The 18173-nt window shown below is 46.9% G+C and carries 15 protein-coding genes; 9 read left to right on the top strand and 6 right to left on the bottom strand.

Features of this window, described 5'->3' with window-relative positions; genetic code table 11:
* Nucleotides 1-163: 163 nt before the first annotated feature.
* The 3 genes from QUA42_RS24165 (at nt 164) to QUA42_RS24155 (ending at nt 1256) form a co-directional block, all read left to right on the top strand.
* On the top strand, nt 164-433 hold the full coding sequence (locus QUA42_RS24165) for a hypothetical protein (protein ID WP_333140773.1): 270 nt from the start codon (nt 164-166) through the stop codon (nt 431-433).
* A gap of 15 nt (nt 434-448) precedes the next feature.
* A complete protein-coding gene (locus tag QUA42_RS24160) occupies nt 449-658 on the top strand; it encodes a hypothetical protein (RefSeq protein WP_333140771.1) in 210 nt (69 codons plus the stop codon).
* A gap of 247 nt (nt 659-905) precedes the next feature.
* The gene (locus tag QUA42_RS24155) at nt 906-1256 is read left to right on the top strand and encodes a 4a-hydroxytetrahydrobiopterin dehydratase (protein ID WP_333140769.1); all 351 of its coding nucleotides are present in this window, start codon (nt 906-908) and stop codon (nt 1254-1256) included.
* Between the two features lie 26 nt (nt 1257-1282).
* Here QUA42_RS24155 and QUA42_RS24150 read toward each other — a convergent pair whose 3' ends face one another.
* The gene (locus QUA42_RS24150; protein WP_333140767.1) at nt 1283-2017 is read right to left on the bottom strand and encodes a response regulator transcription factor; all 735 of its coding nucleotides are present in this window, start codon (nt 2015-2017) and stop codon (nt 1283-1285) included.
* A 595-nt stretch (nt 2018-2612) separates the two neighbouring features.
* Here QUA42_RS24150 and QUA42_RS24145 point away from each other — a divergent pair.
* On the top strand, nt 2613-2867 hold the full coding sequence (locus QUA42_RS24145; protein ID WP_333080667.1) for a DUF6761 family protein: 255 nt from the start codon (nt 2613-2615) through the stop codon (nt 2865-2867).
* A 300-nt stretch (nt 2868-3167) separates the two neighbouring features.
* Here the strand turns inward: QUA42_RS24145 and grxD are convergent, their stop codons facing one another.
* The 3 genes from grxD to QUA42_RS24130 form a co-directional block, all read right to left on the bottom strand.
* Nucleotides 3168-3491, bottom strand: coding sequence for a Grx4 family monothiol glutaredoxin (gene grxD, locus QUA42_RS24140; protein ID WP_006634036.1), 324 nt, complete (start codon nt 3489-3491; stop codon nt 3168-3170).
* Between the two features lie 201 nt (nt 3492-3692).
* Nucleotides 3693-3953 carry a BolA family protein gene (locus QUA42_RS24135; protein ID WP_190657703.1) on the bottom strand — a complete coding sequence of 87 codons (261 nt, stop codon included), beginning with the start codon at nt 3951-3953 and terminating at the stop codon, nt 3693-3695.
* A 42-nt stretch (nt 3954-3995) separates the two neighbouring features.
* Complete coding sequence (locus QUA42_RS24130; RefSeq protein WP_333140765.1) at nt 3996-4619, bottom strand: hypothetical protein; 624 nt, start codon at nt 4617-4619, stop codon at nt 3996-3998.
* A gap of 377 nt (nt 4620-4996) precedes the next feature.
* On the opposite strand from QUA42_RS24130, the gene QUA42_RS24125 reads away from it, so the two are divergent.
* The 3 genes from QUA42_RS24125 (at nt 4997) to QUA42_RS24115 (ending at nt 9823) form a co-directional block, all read left to right on the top strand.
* Complete coding sequence (locus tag QUA42_RS24125) at nt 4997-7324, top strand: S8 family serine peptidase (protein WP_333140763.1); 2328 nt, start codon at nt 4997-4999, stop codon at nt 7322-7324.
* 611 nt (nt 7325-7935) lie between these two features.
* Nucleotides 7936-8781, top strand: coding sequence for a glycoside hydrolase family protein (locus QUA42_RS24120; protein WP_333140761.1), 846 nt, complete (start codon nt 7936-7938; stop codon nt 8779-8781).
* Nucleotides 8782-8920: 139 nt separating this feature from the next.
* Nucleotides 8921-9823 carry a peptidoglycan-binding protein gene (locus QUA42_RS24115; protein ID WP_333140759.1) on the top strand — a complete coding sequence of 301 codons (903 nt, stop codon included), beginning with the start codon at nt 8921-8923 and terminating at the stop codon, nt 9821-9823.
* A gap of 74 nt (nt 9824-9897) precedes the next feature.
* On the opposite strand, the gene QUA42_RS24110 is transcribed toward QUA42_RS24115, so the two are convergent.
* Nucleotides 9898-10377: a hypothetical protein gene (locus tag QUA42_RS24110; protein ID WP_333140757.1), complete on the bottom strand. Its 480-nt coding sequence runs from the start codon at nt 10375-10377 to the stop codon at nt 9898-9900.
* Between the two features lie 554 nt (nt 10378-10931).
* Here QUA42_RS24110 and QUA42_RS24105 point away from each other — a divergent pair.
* Both QUA42_RS24105 and QUA42_RS24100 read left to right on the top strand, forming a co-directional pair.
* The gene (locus QUA42_RS24105) at nt 10932-15140 is read left to right on the top strand and encodes an nSTAND1 domain-containing NTPase (protein WP_333140755.1); all 4209 of its coding nucleotides are present in this window, start codon (nt 10932-10934) and stop codon (nt 15138-15140) included.
* An 88-nt stretch (nt 15141-15228) separates the two neighbouring features.
* Nucleotides 15229-17346: a caspase family protein gene (locus QUA42_RS24100; RefSeq protein WP_333140753.1), complete on the top strand. Its 2118-nt coding sequence runs from the start codon at nt 15229-15231 to the stop codon at nt 17344-17346.
* 31 nt (nt 17347-17377) lie between these two features.
* Here the strand turns inward: QUA42_RS24100 and QUA42_RS24095 are convergent.
* On the bottom strand, nt 17378-18173 hold a 796-nt coding region (locus QUA42_RS24095; RefSeq protein ID WP_333140751.1), incomplete at its 5' end, for a WD40 repeat domain-containing protein.

Here is an 18173-nt window from a genome sequence, read left to right as displayed (position 1 = left end):
GCAAATCTGTTCGTTGTCATCTTACAATTTTATTCTTGAAGCCCTATTCTATGCAGCTTCATATTAAATTGGTATAATGCCGATTCTAGCACAGTTCCAGCCATTCTTTGCCTTCGGGTATCCCGAAATTCCACACTCAAATTAGTTGAGTTGGAAATGGTTTATGAAGTTATCAAAACAGCATCAATGGATGATTGGAGAGGCGATTCTCGGTACTGTAGTCGGTGCCATCAATTCTTCGGCGGGGATAGTTTTTACTTTTGGATTAGTAGGTTTCCACCTCTGCTTTGACAAAAATCAAAAGGAAGTGTCGCGTTGCCCTCTCGAACAAACTTTAAACAGCGAGGAAGTATCAAAACTCTATTGTTGTAATGATTGTCCTTTCAAGAAAACGGCGATTGATGTAGAAAAAGTTGAAGAAGAAAGTGAGTAAACTGTGGTGCATCTAATGTCGAACAGCCCGGAAAACCTGTTCGGGCGGGACACCCCACAAGAAAATTTATTATTTGTGCAACAGGCCAGAAAGCCTGTTGCTAACCCACAAGAAAACTCCTTATTTGTGGAACAAGCCGGAAAGCCTGTTGCTTATCGGCGGGCGGGACACCCCACAAGAAAATTCACTCAAGATGTTAACTCGAAAGTGCGATCGCTCTTTTAATCAGTATAGGTAAAAAAGGACGATCGCCCGATCGTGAATTGAACTTTACAAACAAACTTTTAGTGTAGTAAAATCAATCTTCACAATCAGATTCGCATATTATAATAACATGAAACGGGTGTTATAACTTCTGAGCGAAACTGCGATCGCCGCTGCCTCTTTTGCTAGTTACGTTGCGCCCAGCTACTTGCTGCGATTAGAAAATGTCTATAATATCTTTTAGCATCTTCTCGCTAACAAGCAATTTATGGAACCTTTAACAAAAGAACGCTGTGCCGCCTGCCGCCCAAACTCTCCCCGCGTGACTGCTTACGAAATTGTCCAGCTAAAACCTCAAATTCCCGACTGGAATTTAATCGAAAAAAATGGCGTTCCCCAAATAGAACGCACCTACAAATTCCCGGATTTCAAAAGTGCGATCGCCTTTACAAACAGCGTCGGCGAAGCAGCAGAAACCGAAGGACATCACCCCGCACTGTTAACCGAGTGGGGAAAAGTTACCGTTACTTGGTGGACTCATGCGATTTCTGGACTGCACCGCAATGACTTTATTATGGCGGCGAAAACCGATGCGATCGCCAATCAATTCCCAAAATAAAATCCGACTTATAGCCCGATCGTAGTCTAAGAACTTACAGCTCCGGGTACCAGCGGAGAAAGCCGTTGATTCCCATTCAACAACTCCAGATTCAGTCGGTAGCCGACATTCCGTACAGTTTGAATCAGGCTCGGCTGTCGCGGGTCGATTTCGATTTTTTTACGCAGAGAGAGTACGTGAGTGTCGATCGTCCGGGGGTTATCAATAGCATCGGGCCAGGCCCTCCGCAGCAAATCCGAGCGCGAAAGCGGCACTCCTCCAGCTTGAGCCAGCACGTACAGCAAGCTAAATTCCTGGGGAGTCAGCTCAATATGTTCCTCGTACAACCTCACTCGGCGCTGCACCAAGTCAATTTTCAGCAGCCCGCACTCCAGCGTCGCCGGCGGTACCATCGTGCGGTTGCGGCGCATCAGAGCTTCCACCCTGGCCATAAATTCTTGCATCCCAAAGGGTTTAGTCAGGTAATCGTCTGCCCCCGCCTTCAAACCTTCAACAATATCCGATTCCGAATTCCGCGCCGACAGCATCAAAATCAGCGACTGCTGCTGCTGTTGCAGCCAGTGGCAAAATTCCAAACCGTCCCCATCCGGCAATTGGGCATCCAGAATGACTAGGGTTGGCTGACGGCTGAAAAATATTTCCCTAGCGTGACTGATATCCGCTGACTGGTGCACCCAGTGACCGACTTGCTGTAGATGCCAGCCCAAGAGCGATCGCAGGTGCGGATTCCCTTCAACAATTGAAATACTTGCAGATTCCACAGAGGCGAGCTTCCCATATCACTAATTGCTACAAGGTTAACAGAGCTTTTGTCAAGCTTTTGTAACCATCGCTACTCAAGCATTAGCTGCGTTTAAAGCAGCCGACACACCCAAAGTAGGAATTTTACAGATTGGGCTAATTTCGGAGGGTCAGCCTGCAGAAAGGTTAAATCACTCTGGCGATGAGCTTACAATGAAAATAAGACAGTGTAAAGCCGATCGATCCCATGCCCCAACCGCCTGCTAAAAGCGATCCCCCCGACCCAGCCCCCACTCCCAGGAGGTTGACAAATCGCGCAAGTGAAACTAGAATTCCTCCAACCGTTCGCTCGGTAGCCGGAACACTCAGCCACTTTGACCGTCAAATTCAGCCACATCCCGACTCCATTAAACGCACAGCGAATTATCTAGGTGCGCGCAAAAAGTCGAGCAACTGCATTGCAACGAGTGAAATTTTTTATGGAGGGTAGCCTGTTGAGCAGGGTAAAAACTTTTATTTAGAAATAGCCTCAAGCTGAGCCACTCAGCATCAATCGAGGCCGTTCCTAAATCCCGCCGTCATTATACAAACCACAAAGGATTTCAAGCTCATACCATGCTACAAGACACCCAAACAATCCGGCACTACCAAAAACTCACCGACGCCCTCGTCGAAATGTGGAATAGAGGTTATCGCTTCGATGACCTGCGGCTTTACTTAGACGGCTATTTAGCAGCCCTGCGGCATTCCAACGGCCTGGAACCCTATCTGATTCACAGACTAGAGGAAGAAGCAGCGCGTTACATTCACGACCCCTCCAATTTTGTAATGCCACAGACACAGACACAGGCTGAATCAGACTACTATTAAATAGCAAATTCGGTTTGATAAACCCTTGATGATTTGGGAATTGGCAATTGGGAATTGGGAATTGGGAATTGGGAATTGGCAATTTTAACGGGTTCCCTGGCTATGCCTCGGAACCGATGTCCACAGGCTCGGCCTCGCTTTGGGAGCCTAAAAATTCGATGCCTAGCCGACTGCATTGCGTTCCTAGGCTTTGCCTGGTAACGAATAATTAAGTAAATCAACCTAATTCAACGTAAAACGCGATTGCTGTTATTTCCCCGACTTCTTTAAGAAGTCGGGGATATGTTTTTTCTGTCTAATTTAAGAAGCCAAAGCCACTTCTACAACTTCTTGCAATTCGCCCTTTTGATACATCTCGATCATAATATCCGAGCCACCAATAAACTCGCCGTTGATATAAACTTGGGGAATTGTCGGCCACTGGGAATACTCTTTAACGCCTTGACGAATTTCCTGGTCTGCTAAAACATCAACTGTTTCGTAAGGCACTCCCAAAGTATTGAGAATTTGCACCACAGTATTAGAAAAACCACACTGGGGCATTAACTTATTGCCCTTCATAAACACCATGATTTTGTTTTGCTTAACCAACTCGTCAATTCTTTGATGTGCTGTTGTACTCATGGTAGGTCCTAATATTGTTTGAAAATTTTTAAACGTTGACTGACGCAGAAACCGCGTTTTTTACGAAAATCTTTCGTTACAGCCATAGATTCCGGTAAAAAAACCCGGTTTCTTTGGTTTTTGTGCGTAAGTGGAGCAGTTGTATTTCAAGCACCTATTGACACCCGCACAAACTTGTGATACCCGCTAGCAAGTCAACAATTAAGCAACTTGACTTTTCGCTTCCCATTCTGCGGGAGTTAAGGTTTCCAAGCCCAAAGCGTGGATGGCTTCACTAGCCATTGCCTGTTTGAGAGCGCCGTAGACCAGTTGGTGCTGCTGTACTCGGCTTTTTCCTTCAAAGGCTGCAGAGACTACTCTCGCCTGGTAGTGGTCACCGCCGCCGGTCAAATCCTCAACTTCTATTTTAGCGTCGGGCAACCCTGCCTTAATCATTTCTGCTACTTGAGACGGTGTAACCATTGGTTTCTCTGATAAACGGCTGTAATTTAGATTTTAGTGGAACTATTTTTTCGATGAGCTCGGTTGACTGCTGGCAGGCCGGGGAAAGGGCGAATCCACAAAACCCAATTCCAGTAACTGCTGGTAAGCTTTCTTGCCCAAGTCGCGAGTTGGCTGCTGCGATCGAATAATCTGAATCAGCAGGGGGACAGCCAGTTCCGGTTTATTTTGCGCCCGGTGTACCAACGCCAGCCGGTAAGTAGCTTCGTCGCGCATTTGGGCCGTTTCTACAGCTTTGGTGCGGTGGCTTTCGGCCAAGCGGATGTCAATTCCGGCAAAACTGCTACCCAGTTGTTGGTAGAAGTTGGACAGTTGATTGAAAATTTGGCGGGATTCTTGGAGTTTTTGAGTAGCCAGTGCGTAATTCTGAGAGGAAATAGCACTGCTGGCTTCTGTCATCAAACGCTGGCCTCCTGGGACGCTAAGCAAGCTGCTGTCTTGCGTTAGAGGGCGAAGATTGTTGGGGTCTGTGGGGTCGTCGGCGGGTTCGACTTGGGGTTGGTTCTCTGGCCCAGAAGGTTGTTGTGCTTGGACTTGGAGCGGTTGCAACAGGGTAAAAGCTGCGATCGCCCCGATCGTAATCCGGGCAGTGGAGCGAAGCCAGCAAACAGTTCCAGAGTATACCATGAAATTACTTTGCGCCTGTGCGCTTTAAAAAAATATTTAGCTTGAGCCGATCTTACCATTGGCGATCGCAACCGGCTAAGTGTAAACCAAATTTGTTGAAATGTCAAAGGGTGCGATCGCCAGAAAAGCTCAAAACGAGTTTTCTGTGAGGTGGTTTATCTAAAAAACACTCAGCCATCGAATAAAAATCGCCGATGGAAACCTATCCTACACAAACTTTGGTCTCTCTCGCTTGAGACTAATGGAGTTAGTAAGGTGCTTGTGACGGACCCTACCGCTGTTAATTACAGTTTCAAACCCCTCAGGGTGAAAACATCCCTGACAGCTTATAAATATGTTTGATAAATCTACATCAAAATTAAACAGGAATATTTCTGATGGTACAACCCAGCAAACCGACCTCCGACACTCTCCAAAATTATCAAGGTATCGGAGTCCCCGATGAAAGTCTGGCAGTGATTTTGCAGCGTGGCGGCGACGAATTGCTGCTGTCAAAAGCGGACGATCGCTTTACAGTCCGCCCCTCATCAACAGCATCAGCCTCAAACGATTGGGCTGCAACAACTGGGGCAAAACTCAACCGCCGCGTCGGCCAAAGCAATCTCGATGAATATCTCGTTGCGCCCTCTAGCCTAGAAGCAGCAATGCAAGCAGCCCGCGCCAGCGATGCCGTAGCTTTTGCCAGCCACGTCTATTGCCCCGCGAACAATCCGAGTACATTCTTTTATTTAACCGACCAAATTACCATTCAATTTGGCGAACAAGTAGATGAACAATCGCGAAATGCGATCGCCAATGCAGCAGCTTTAAAAATAGTCCGGCTAGTAGAAGGAATTCCCAACACCTTCGTCTGCGAAGTCACAAAACAAGCAACAGAAAACCCGGTCAAAATTGCCAACCGCCTGACAAGATATCCAGAAGTTCTGGTAGCGGAACCAAACATTTTAGTAGAGACGCAGCAGCATTACACGCCCCGCGATCCGCTTTATCCCAAACAGTGGTATCTCAACAACAAAGGCGGCAACCAACTTGTCGGCGGTGCTCAAATTTATGCAGAACCAGCTTGGGACATGACTCGTGGAGTTCGATCGATCGTAATTGCCATCGCCGACGATTCAGTTGACATCACCCACCCAGATTTTCAAGGCCAAGGCAAAATCGTCTCACCCATCGATTTCAAAGAGGGCGACACTTCCCCGATGCCAGTCGCAGACTCAGACAACCACGGCACAAGTTGTGCCGGCGTCGCCGTTGCTGAAGAAAACGGCAAAGGCATTGTCGGCGTCGCCCCCGGATGCGCCCTGATGCCCATCCGTACCAGTGGTTTTCTAGATGACAATTCTGTCGAAAAAATATTTAATTGGGCGATCGAAAAAGGTGCCGCTGTCATTTCTTGCAGTTGGGGGCCTGCTGCCGTTAACTATCCCCTTTCCCTGCGGCAGAGTGCCGTTATCACCAAAGCCGCAACCCAAGGGCGGGGCGGCAGAGGCTGCGTTATTCTGTTCGCGGCGGGGAATGCCAACCGCCCAGTCAACGGCACAATTAACGAAAAAGGCTGGCCCAACAACATCCTGGGCGGTCAAACTAGATGGCTAAACGGATTTGCCGTTCACCCCGACGTAATTGCCGTCAGCGCTTCCACTTCCCTCAACAAAAAAGCAGCCTACAGCAATTGGGGCAGCAGCATCTCGGTTTGCGCCCCCAGCAACAACGCGCCGCCGGGAACTTGGTTGCCAGAAACCGGATATATCGGCACGCCGCCGCAGGTGACGCAGTATTTGCCCGGTTTGGGGGTGTTTACTGCAGATCGAGTGGGCGATCGGGGCTACGACTGGGGGGACTATACTGATACTTTTGGCGGTACTTCCAGCGCCACTCCAGTAGTCGCTGGGGTTGCAGGGTTGATACTTTCGGCTAACCCCCGTTTGACGGCGCGGGAAGTGCGGGGAATTCTCGAACAAACTGCTGAGAAAATTGTCGATCTCGATCCCGATCCTCAGTTGGGCAATCGCATGGGAAATTACGATCCTAACAACGGTCGCAGCGATTGGTTTGGTTACGGGAAAGTGAATGCTTTTAAAGCTGTGCAAGCTGCAGTGAGAAAGGGCGGCGGCAATCCGAATATCGGCGGTGCGGTGTTCAGCGATATTTCTGGACATTGGGCACAGAAGTTTATTGAAGCTTTGGCTGCGGCGAATATAATTAGCGGTTTTCCTGACGGTTCTTTTCGGCCTGATGACAGTTTAAACCGTGCTCAATATGCGGCGCTGTTGGTGAGTGCGTTTAGTCCGATTCCGAGGGTGCCGGCTACAAATTTTATTGATGTTTCTGCTACTTTTTGGGCGAGAAGTGCGATCGAACGGGCAAATCGGGGGGGCTTTTTGGCGGGGTTTCCGGGGTTGAAGTTCGGCCCGAATCAGAATTTAACTAAGGCTGACGCGATCGTGTCTTTGGTTAACGGTTTGCAACTCAAGGGCGGCAATCCTGATTCTTTGAAAGTTTACAACGATCGCTCTCAAATTCCTAATTATGCTTTGAGTGCGATCGCCACCGCAACTGCTTTGAAGATTGTGGTTAATTATCCTTCCCGCGATTGGCTTTCGCCGCTGCGAGATATTACCCGCGCTGAGATTTCGGCTTTGATTTACCAGACTTTGGTGGCGATTAATCGGGCAAAGGCGATCGATTCTCCTTACATTGTCTAGCCAAGAACAGTAAAACTGGTTCGATCGTTCGGACTTCAGTCCTCATAAAATCCGAGGACTGAAGTCGCTATAATTCGCGGCGAGTCAAAGCACTTGGTGCGTAAGTCCTGACGAAGCGATCGCTCTTGCGATGATAGCTTTACATATCGAGTTATACCAATTCACTATGAAGCTGCACTTAATATAACGCTAAGGATATAGTTCCCACCAGAAAGACATCAGCCTCATTTAGTGTATCTTCATAGTGAATTGGTATTACTTTCCGGGAAATCCCGGGTTTCAGACTGCTAATTAAAAACTGTCCGGACTATTGCAATAAAATGAGTTACATCGGCGGAATATGAGCCAAAACTGCGCGTAGTGAATCAGAGAGATGGGGAAAGCCGATAGTCAAGGTTAATTAATTTTTGTAAATGTTTGCGGAAAGCGCGAACATGACTGTGGAACAGACCTATATAATAACCCAATCACCCGTCAAGCCAAGACTTTTGATCGAAATCATTAATTAATAGACTCTTTTCACTCATTTTCAAGATAGGCAAAACTTTTGCGTTCGGATCTTCAAGATGCCTCTTTTGACTGAACCTACTTTGTAAAAAGGAAAAACTAAAATGCCAAAAAGATCGTTGGAAATCTTCGGCGATGGTCGCGTATACGAAATCAAAGACGACCTAGCTATTAAAGTCACGGAGACTAATGGGCAAGTAAAAGCATTAATTGATGCTTTAAGCTTCAGTGTGGCTAAAACATATTATATTCATCCTCCAGACGAACAACCTCCTGATGTGGTAGAACCCAGAGGTTCAAAGCATATCAATCAAGAAGGTTTCAAGCTTCTCACTACCTTTGAAGGATGTGAACTCGCTGCTTATGATGATGGCGGTGGAGTTTGGACAATTGGTTACGGACACACTGGCGATGATGTTTATCCAGGACTTACTATTAGCCAAACGCAAGCAGAAGAATTGCTGAGAGAAGATTTAGAAAAGTTTGAATCCTATGTTGAGGATGCCGTTGAAATTGAGATCGATGACAACCAGTTTTCTGCACTGGTTTGCTTCTGCTTCAACGTGGGCCCAGGAACAGAAGGTTTTGGAGGTTCAACTCTTCTGAAGTTGTTGAACAACGGAGATTATCAAGGAGCAGGCAATCAATTTCCTGTGTGGAATAAAGTCAATGGTGAACCCTGGCCAGGGCTGACACGCAGGCGCTTGGCCGAGCAAGCTCTGTTTTTAGGAATGCCTGAATTTCGGGTTCTTACACTTACCGAGCCAATAATCGAAGGTGAGGATGTGCGTCAAGTCCAAGAAGCGCTGATCGCGGCAGGAATAAATGTTTCAGCAGATGGCGTTTTTGGTAAAGACACCGATCGTGCTGTGCGACAGTTTCAAGAGCAAAAAGGGCTAACCGCAGATGGCGTTGTCGGTGCCCAAACACGCAAAGAATTGGGACTATAAAATCGATTGTGCAACCAATTAGACTGACACAATCAAGTAATTTTCACAAGCTCTCTGGAGGTAAGGTGCGGTGTGCATCGCCTACGGATAGAGTTTATGAATCCAGGACTGAACAAATTCAAATTGATTGGATACAACCATGACTAACTCAAGCGACATTCTATTTAATCAACCTGTAATTATCGAAGCCTGTGAAGAATTTGTCCAACGGGATATGTTGGAACTTAGAGGCAGTTTTCCGGGATTGCTCCAAGATGCCCCGATGTCTTCGACTGCCGTGGTTAATGGCTTATCTCAACAGTTGATTTATCAACTGCAACTGATGATGCCAGATGCCTTTGTCAGTTTTGATGACCTTAATGTAGACTTGCTGGAGGCAGCTTTTCCCTACGTACAAACCCCGGCAAAAGAGGCACTTCAGAGAGCCATTCAAGATCGAGGTCAAACGATGCAGGTGAACTCTGCCTACCGCACGATCGCCCAGCAAATGTTATTGTATAACGATCGCTTCAACAACTCTAATCCTGTAGCGCCACCAGGCACCAGCAATCACCAAACAGGGCTAGCGATCGACATTGAAGATGCCAGAGGCTGGGAATCTTATTTGATGCAATATGGCTGGCAGCCATTACCGGGCGATCCGCCTCACTTCGACTACATAGGCGACGGCACGATCGATCTTCGCAGTAACTCAATACTCGCATTTCAGCAGCTTTGGAATCAGAACAACCCGGATGCAAAGATTAGCGAGGATGGCGGCTTTGGCCCCCAAACCGAGGATGCACTTAATCGATCGCCTGCTCAAGGGTTTGCTAAAGCGCCGTGGGATGACAAGCCCAGAACGTTGCGCTTGGCGATGCCCAGAATGGAAGGCTCAGATGTAATCAAGCTTCAGGAAGGCTTGAAAAAGGCTGGCGTTGTAGTTGGGGTTGATGGTGAATTTGGGCCGGCAACAGATACAGCCGTCAAGGAATTTCAGCAGAAAAAAGGTTTGAAGCCCGACGGAATTGTCGCTCTCAAAACCCGCGAACAAATGGCTTGAGGTGTTAGCGCGATCGAGTTCACCAAACTTGGAACAGAACTTCCTCCGCCTTCGGTGGAAGTTCCGTTTATAGCTCAGCTTGTGGGTTTGGGCAGGTTTTGCTTCCAGTTGTCACAAATTGCAGTAGCGCTATAATTGGCAATCTTTTTGATAATCAACGTAGCGAGGAGAGTAGCAATAGCAGGAGCAAGTCCCAGTCCAGAGATTAGAACAGGAGCTAACATCCCAGCAGCTTTAGTGTAATTCTGGCCGATCGCTTCATCCAGGATTTTCTGAGTCTGTGGATCGTTTCCCAGAGGTTTGCACATCAGCTCGTAAACTAAGGGATTTACGCGATCGAACAACCGCTGGCCAGCTTCTAGGAGCCTGGGATCGATCGATGCTCTAGCCGCCACATTCACATCAATAGAATCCAGGGAAGCTGAGTCTATTCCTCTGCTTCCAAGTCCAGCCACATCATCTCCTATGGCTTGAGCGCGATCGCCAATTTGTGCTGCTAGCTGATCCTCATCAAGTTCCCACAAACTTTCTACAAGAACTTCAATTTCTGCCATGATTACTTGTCTCCCGACTATGGTTAACTAGAATATTGCTGATTATCCTTTGCCTGCCAAGCTGATGAGTGAAAACCCGTCAATATAGCTTAACGAATGCCTAGCTACACATCGGAAATCTTAACCATTCTTTAGACAAGTGCGATCGTCCCATCAAACTGCTGCTAAGTATGTATAGCCATCCTAAATCATTGTGAATTTCTTACTCCCTCCCCTTGATAAGGGGAGGGTTGGGGTGGGATCAAAAATTTACGACTCCTGCAAGGATTGCTATAACATTTCAATCGCCAGAAAGTTACTATCGAACCGAAAATCAAGCAAACACAGTTAAATTTGTTGAACAAATCAAGCACATCAATCCCGCTGGTTATCATAGCTTTACATTCTGTCACCCTGTAAAGTTACTTAACGCACATCAAAGATTTTATTGCCAGTTGGGTATACTAAGACTGAACCGTATAGTAATAGAAATACCTTTACCCGTTTAAGTAAAAGAACTATCCTTAAGGAAACAGAAGTAAAAGCTCCAGAAAACCAGAGCAATTCCCGAGTTCATGACTAACAACAACCCAGTCAAAACAATTTTAATTCTGGCAGCCAATCCCACCAATACCGCTCCGCTGCGATTGGAGCAAGAGATCCGGGAAATTGACGAAGGATTGCGACGGGCAAATAAACGGGAACAGTATAAATTAGAACAAAAATGGGCCGTGCGTTCCCGTGACTTTTACCGAGCTATTTTAGATTATCAACCCAACATAGTCCACTTTTGCGGACATGGTGCTGGATCGGAGGGAATTGTCCTAGAAGACGATACCGGAAAAATGGCGCTGGTGCAGACAAACGCCCTAGCTAGTATGTTTAAATTATTTGCTAAAAAAGGTGTAGAATGCGTCATCCTCAATGCTTGTTATTCAGAGGTACAAGCAGAGGCAATTAGGTATTATGTTAATTATGTCATTGGCATGAATAAAGCCGTGGGGGATCAAGCATCCATTGCCTTTGCCGTGGGGTTTTATGATGCGATCGCTGCTGGATATACGCTAGAAGAAGCCTACGAGTTAGGTTGCTCGCAGATGATGAGTTTCCGAGAGCATGAAACTCCTGTTTTCAAGAAAAAGAATTTAATTGATTCTCCGATTGCTCAGGGTGTAATTGCTGTTGAAGATGTGATTCCGCCCAATCCTTACCAAGGATTGTCTGCCTTTGGGGAAGAAGATGCCGACTTCTTTTTCGGACAGGAAAAATTTGTCAGTAATTTAGTAGAAGTAACGCACAAACAACCGTTGGTAACAGTGGTTGGTCCAAGCGGCAGCGGTAAATCTTCTGTGGTATATGCGGGATTAATTCCCAAATTGCGAAAAGAGGGAAACTGGTTAATTGCATCTTTCCGTCCGGGGAAAGAACCGTTTGTGCAGTTAGCTTTTGCCTTAGTGCGGCAATTAGAACCAGAAGCAGGTGAAACTCAACAACTGCGGGAAACAATGGGGCTAGCAGGTGATTTGCGAAACGGTAGAATCACTTTGCAGCAACTCGTATCTCGCATTTTAGAGCGCAACCCAGGTAAACGGTTGTTGTTAGTTGCAGACCAATTTGAGGAACTGTACACTTTTTCTCAGCTAAAAAAAGAACAGGAACATTTTGCTGATGGTTTACTAACGGCTATTGCACAAGAAAATATTACATTAGTTTTGGCTTTACGGGCTGACTTTTACGGTTATGCCCTTTCTTATCGTCCGTTGCGGGATGCGTTCCAGGAGTATACACCACAGTTACTCAGTTCTATGAAATGGGAGGAATTACAGGCAGCAATTGAATTACCTGCCAAAAAGCTGGAAGTAGAATTTGAGGCACAATTAACCCAACGCATTCTTGATGATGTGGAGGAAGAACCGGGAAATTTGCCCTTATTAGAATTTGCCGTAACTCGGTTATGGGAAAAGCAAATAAACCGAGAGTTAACTCACCAAGCTTATGAAGAAATTGGCGGGGTGAAAAAAGCCATTGCCAATCATGCCGAACAGGTTTATCAAAAACTGAGTGAAACCGAGAAAAAACAGGCACAGCGAATATTTGTGCAATTAGTGCGTCCGGGGGAAGGAACGGAGGATACCAGGCGCGTTGCTAGCCGTGCGGAAGTGGGGGAAGATAACTGGAATTTGGTCAGTTATTTAGCTGGATATCAAGCGCGTTTGGTAGTGACGGGACGGCAAGAACAGGAAGATACCGTAGAATTGGTGCATGAAACCCTAATTCGGCAATGGGGAACTCTCCGCGAGTGGATAAATGCTAACCGTCAGTTTCGGACTTGGCAAGAACGGCTGAAGGTGGCGTTACGCGAGTGGAAAAATGATAACCATGACTCTGGGGCAATGTTGCGGGGTGTGCCGTTGACTGTGGCAGAAGATTGGTTGCGTCAACGTGCCGATGAAATGACCCAGGAAGAGCGAGATTTTATTCAGGTTAGTGTTAAAGAACGGGATAGAGAAAGACAAAAGGAGCAACGCAGGCGGCGACTGACAATTATTGGGCTAAGTGGCTTTTCGGCGATCGCTTTGGCTTTAGCAGGACTAGCTGGTGTTGGTTGGTGGCGTGCTGCTATCAATCAAATTTATTCTCTGGCTCAATATTCCGACGGGCTTTTAAATTTAGATGGGACGAAAGCTCTCAAAACAAGTTTAAAAGCGGTTGTGCAAATGCGACGTACACCTTGGGTAGATGCTAATACCTACACCTACGTAGAATTGTCATTATTAAATACAGTGTCTAATGTGGCAGCACCAAACACTTTGGGCGGCCATACAGAAAGGGTTTCGGCTATCAGTTTCAGCCCCAATGGCAAGCTGCTGGCCACTGCCAGTAGTGACCACACCGTGAAACTGTGGGATACCTCCACTGGCAAGGAAATTCACACCCTCAGCGGCCATACAGACTCGGTTAATGCTGTCCGTTTCAGCCCCAATGGCAAGCTGCTGGCCACTGCCAGTGATGACAAGACAGTGAAACTGTGGGATACCAGCACCGGCAAGCAAATTAACACCCTCAGCGGGCATACAGCCTCGGTTTATCTTGTCAGTTTCAGCCCCAATGGCAAGTTGCTGGTCACTGGCAATAGTGAGAACACCGTGAAACTGTGGGATACCTCCACTGGCAAGCAAATTAAAACCCTCAGCGGGCATACAGACGGAGTTAATGATGTCAGTTTCAGCCCCAATGGCAAGCTGCTGGCTGCTGCCAGTAGTGACAAGACAGTGAAACTGTGGGATACCTCCACCGGCCAAAAAATTAAAACTCTCAGCGTGCATACAGACTGGGTTTGGGCTGTCAGTTTCAGCCCCGACGGCAAGCTGCTGGCAACTCGCAGTGATGACAAGACAGTGAAACTGTGGGATACCTCCACCGGCAAAGAAATTAAAACCCTCAGCGGGCATACAGACGGAGTTAATGATTTCAGTTTCAGCCCCAATGGCAAGCTGCTGGCCATTGGGGCTGATGACAAGACAGTGAAACTGTGGGATACCAGCACCGGCAAGCAAATTAACACTCTCAGCGGACATACAGACGGAGTTAATGATGTCAGTTTCAGCCCCAATGGCAAGCTGTTGGCCACTGTCAGTCGTGACAAGACAGTGAAACTGTGGGATACCTCCACCGGCAAAGAAATTAAAACCCTCAGCGGGCATACAGAGTTGGTTTGGGATGCCAGTTTCAGCCCCAATGGCAAGTTGCTGGCAACTCGCAGTGATGACAAGGCAGTGAAACTGTGGGATACCTCCACCGGCAAAGAAATTAAAACCCTCAGCGGGCATACAGACTCAATTAGGGTTATCAGTTTCAGCCCCAATGGCAAGCTGCTGGCCACTGCCAGTCGTGACAAGACAGTGAAACTGTGGGATACCTCCACCGGCAAGGAAATCAAAACCCTCAGCGGGCCTACAGACTCGCTTAGTGCTGTCAGCCCCGATGGCAAGCGGCTGACTACTGGCAGTCATGACAAGACAGTGAAACTGTGGGATACCTCCACCGGCAAAGAAATTAAAACCCTCAGCGGGCATACAGCCAGGGTTAGGGGCGTCAGTTTCAGCCCCGATGGCAAGCGGCTGGCGACTGGCAGTGATGACAAGACAGTGAAACTGTGGGATACCTCCACCGGCAAAGAAATTAAAACCCTCAGCGGGCATACAGCCAGGGTTAGGGGCGTCAGTTTCAGCCCCGATGGCAAGCGGCTGGCGACTGGCAGTGATGACAAGACAGTGAAACTGTGGGATACCTCCACCGGCAAGCAAATTAAAACCCTCAGCGGGCATACAGAGTTGGTTTGGGCTGTCAGTTTCAGCCCCGATGGCAAGCGGCTGGCGACTGGCAGTCATGACAAGACAGTGAAACTGTGGGATACCACCACCGGCAAGCAAATTAAAACCCTCAGCGGGCATACATCCTGGGTTTTTGCGGTCAGTTTCAGCCCCGATGGCAAGCGGCTGGCGACTGGCAGTGATGACAAGACCGTGAAACTGTGGGATACCTCCACCGGCAAAGAAATTAAAACCCTCAGCGGGCATACATCCTGGGTTTTTGCGGTCAGTTTCAGCCCCGATGGCAAGCTGCTGGCTACTGGCAGTACTGACAAGACCGTGAGACTGTGGCGGTTAGATTTTGGTTATTTAGTTAAGGAAGGATGCAATTTCATAGACAATTACCTTATACCTAATCCTAATGATGCAGATGCCCTTGAAATTGACAAAGATTTATGCAAAAAGCTTTGAGAATTTTAGAGGAAAAACTGCATAAAAAACCCCACCTCACTCCCATATAAAAATCAAACTTTTCCCAAACCCTTACCCACCAACAACCATGACTAACCAAACCCCCAACTTCCACGCCCTCCTCATCGGCATCAATTTCTACTTCCCCCATCGCTTACCAGAAGGTAACTACTACAAAAACTTGCGGGGATGCGTGCGGGATATTAACAACGTCGAAACCTATTTAAAAGACACCTTCAACCTCACACCAGACCAAATTATTAAACTCACCGCTACTGCTTCCGACAATCCCAACCAACCCCAAGAACCCCCAGAACTCCTACCAACTTATGAAAATATCGTCGCCAAATTCAAAGAACTAACCGCCAAAGCCCAACCTCAAGACCGAGTATATATTCACTACTCCGGTCACGGCGGACGGGCGAAAACAATTTTTGAAAGCCTCAAGGGTTCTATGGGTGTAGATGAAGCCTTAGTTCCCTGCGATATCGGTCAACCAAACTCACGCTATTTGCGCGATTTGGAATTTGCCAAACTCCTGGAAGAAATGGTGGCAAAAGAGTTAGTTGTAACCCTCGTACTCGATAGCTGTCATTCCGGTGGCGCAACCAAAGACATAGAAACAGACGACTGGAATGTGCGCCGTGGCGATTTTATTGACATGATGGAGCGACCAACTGATAGTTTGGTTGCACCACTTCAGGAATTAGCCCAAAATTGGCAAATTTCAACAGAATATAGCCGCAATATTACCGTCGTCAATGGTTTGTTACCAGAACCGAAAGGTTATACCTTAATAGCAGCTTGTCGGGATCATGAATTTGCTTATGAAAAGGTTTTTGAAGGTACGGAACGCAACGGCGCTTTAACTTATTATTTGCTCAAAGCTTTGCGAAAACACGGGACAAACATTCCTGTTAAAGACTTGTACGAGCATATTTCTAATCTAGTTCGTAATGACTTTAAACGACAAACACCGATGTTGATTGGCGAGACCAATCGCACTTTTTTGGGCGGTCAATCTGTCGTTACTAGCCGTAACGCTCCGGTGATGAAGGTAGATATTCCCAAAAACCGAGTCCAAATACAAATGGGTGAAGCTAACGGCCTTAAAAAAGGGGCAGAATTCGAGATTTTTCGATTCTGGACGCGGAGTTTTGAAAACAGCGATAATCGCATTGCTACGGTTAAAGTTGTAGAAGTGGGAGCATCCGACTGTTGGGCAGAAGTAACGATGCTACACAACGAATTTATAACCAGAGAACTCCATCCTAAATTAAGAGAAGGAATAATTGAAATAGGTTCACCTGCTGTCTATTTATCGCCTGGATTAAAACAAATTCGTAAAATTCGCATTCTTTTGCCTTCGCCGTTACCGCAAATTCCTGGTGTCAATGTGGCACAACTACCGATTAGCCTCCAAAATACAAAAAAGGACGTTGAAGGTCATCGCTGGATAGAATTTTGCTCGGAAGATGAAAAAGATGAGAATGTGGATTATTTTGTTTCTCTCAATCTGGAAGGGGAATATTGGATTTTGGATAGTAATAAAAAACCTGTTAAAAATCTTCTATTTCCCATCAAACTTGATGAACCTGAAGCCACAGAAAGGCTCATTCATCGCTTAATTCATATTGCCAGATATGAGAGTATTTTGGAGCTAGATAATGAGGATGGTTCTGCTCCTTTGAATGGGAAACTTAAGGTGGAAGTGATTAAATATGTCAAACGACAAGAGGTAGTTTTGAATGCTGATAGTCAGGTGCCGGTGTTGGAATCAGGTGAAAAAATTACCCTGCGAATTTACAATGAATCTAAGCAAGTTTTAAATATTTCGGCTTTGATTCTCCAGGCAGATTTTAGTATTGTCAAATTCTACCCTAAAGGTCTTGGGGGTGAACCTGTATACCCCGAATCATCCAAAGAAACTAAGTTTAACATGGAATTACCAGAAAATTATCAGGAAGGGGTAGATGTTATTAAAGTATTTGCGACAGTGGATACAACGAATTTTGAGTTATTAGAGTTGCCACCCTTAGACCAACCTCGTCCAGGAATTGGTGATAAAATTTCTACTACTGCGTTGGGAGAATTATTGTCAGCAGTGGTGGATGAAGATAACCCTCAGCGAAATATTCGGGTGGTGACTGATGCGAGTGAGGAATGGACGACGGAAAAGGTGGAAGTGGTGGTGAAAAAAATGTAGTGCGCGCATTTTGCTCGCGGGAAGTTTTTGCCTAGTCGTTTTTGATGGACTTTTGGTTGAGGTAATCAGAACACATCTGTTTATCCTCTGCTGTCACTTTCGGGTTGTTTTTGAGATAATCACTTATTGACTCGCAGCCTAATGCCATCAGTTTATCAAAATCCCAAGTCCATAGTCTGATGGTCTTGTCGGCGCTTGCAGAAGCCAAGGTTTTGCGATCGGGACTAAAGGCAACGCTATTGACCTCTTTGCTATGCCCGGTGAGGGTAGCGATCTCTTTTTGGGTTTGCAGGTTCCACAGTTTGATCGTCTTGTCATAGCTTGCAGAAGCCAATGTTTTACTATCGGGGCTAAAGGCGACGCTATTGATCTCTTTGCTATGCCCGGTGAGGGTAGCGGTCGCTGTTGGGCTTTGCAGGTTCCACAGTTTGATGGTCTTGTCATTACTTGCAGAAGCCAATGTTTTACTATCGGGGCTAAAGGCAACGCTATTGATCTCTTTGCTATGCTCGGCGAGGGGATCGCTCGCTGTTGGGCTTTGCAGGTTCCACAGTTTGATGATGATGTCATTACTTGCAGAAGCCAAGGTCTTGCCATCGGGGCTAAAGGCGACGCTATTGACCTCTTGGCTATGCCCTCTGAGGGTAGCGAGCTCTGTTTGGGTTTGCAGGTTCCACAGTTTGATGGTCTTGTCATCGCTAGCAGAAGCCAATATCCGGCCATCCGGACTCCATGCGATGCTATTGACCCCTTGGCTATGCCCTCTGAGGGTAGCGAGCTCTGTTTGGGTTTGCAGGTTCCACAGTTTGATGGTCTTGTCATCGCTA

Origin of the sequence: Microcoleus sp. Pol11C2, from assembly GCF_036701505.1 — a bacterium.
Classification (GTDB): Bacteria; Cyanobacteriota; Cyanobacteriia; order Cyanobacteriales; family Microcoleaceae; genus Microcoleus.
This window is presented reverse-complemented; position numbering and strand designations above follow the sequence as displayed.

Coding starts and splice junctions, on each gene's coding strand:
- QUA42_RS24155 (WP_333140769.1), top strand. CDS start 906: ATGGAACCTTTAACAAAAGAACGCTGTGCCGCCTGCCGCCCAAACTCT.
- QUA42_RS24160 (WP_333140771.1), top strand. CDS start 449: ATGTCGAACAGCCCGGAAAACCTGTTCGGGCGGGACACCCCACAAGAA.
- QUA42_RS24165 (WP_333140773.1), top strand. CDS start 164: ATGAAGTTATCAAAACAGCATCAATGGATGATTGGAGAGGCGATTCTC.
- QUA42_RS24135 (WP_190657703.1), bottom strand. CDS start 3,953: ATGGTTACACCGTCTCAAGTAGCAGAAATGATTAAGGCAGGGTTGCCC.
- QUA42_RS24110 (WP_333140757.1), bottom strand. CDS start 10,377: ATGGCAGAAATTGAAGTTCTTGTAGAAAGTTTGTGGGAACTTGATGAG.
- QUA42_RS24145 (WP_333080667.1), top strand. CDS start 2,613: ATGCTACAAGACACCCAAACAATCCGGCACTACCAAAAACTCACCGAC.
- QUA42_RS24105 (WP_333140755.1), top strand. CDS start 10,932: ATGACTAACAACAACCCAGTCAAAACAATTTTAATTCTGGCAGCCAAT.
- QUA42_RS24115 (WP_333140759.1), top strand. CDS start 8,921: ATGACTAACTCAAGCGACATTCTATTTAATCAACCTGTAATTATCGAA.
- QUA42_RS24125 (WP_333140763.1), top strand. CDS start 4,997: ATGGTACAACCCAGCAAACCGACCTCCGACACTCTCCAAAATTATCAA.
- QUA42_RS24130 (WP_333140765.1), bottom strand. CDS start 4,619: ATGGTATACTCTGGAACTGTTTGCTGGCTTCGCTCCACTGCCCGGATT.
- QUA42_RS24120 (WP_333140761.1), top strand. CDS start 7,936: ATGCCAAAAAGATCGTTGGAAATCTTCGGCGATGGTCGCGTATACGAA.
- grxD (WP_006634036.1), bottom strand. CDS start 3,491: ATGAGTACAACAGCACATCAAAGAATTGACGAGTTGGTTAAGCAAAAC.
- QUA42_RS24100 (WP_333140753.1), top strand. CDS start 15,229: ATGACTAACCAAACCCCCAACTTCCACGCCCTCCTCATCGGCATCAAT.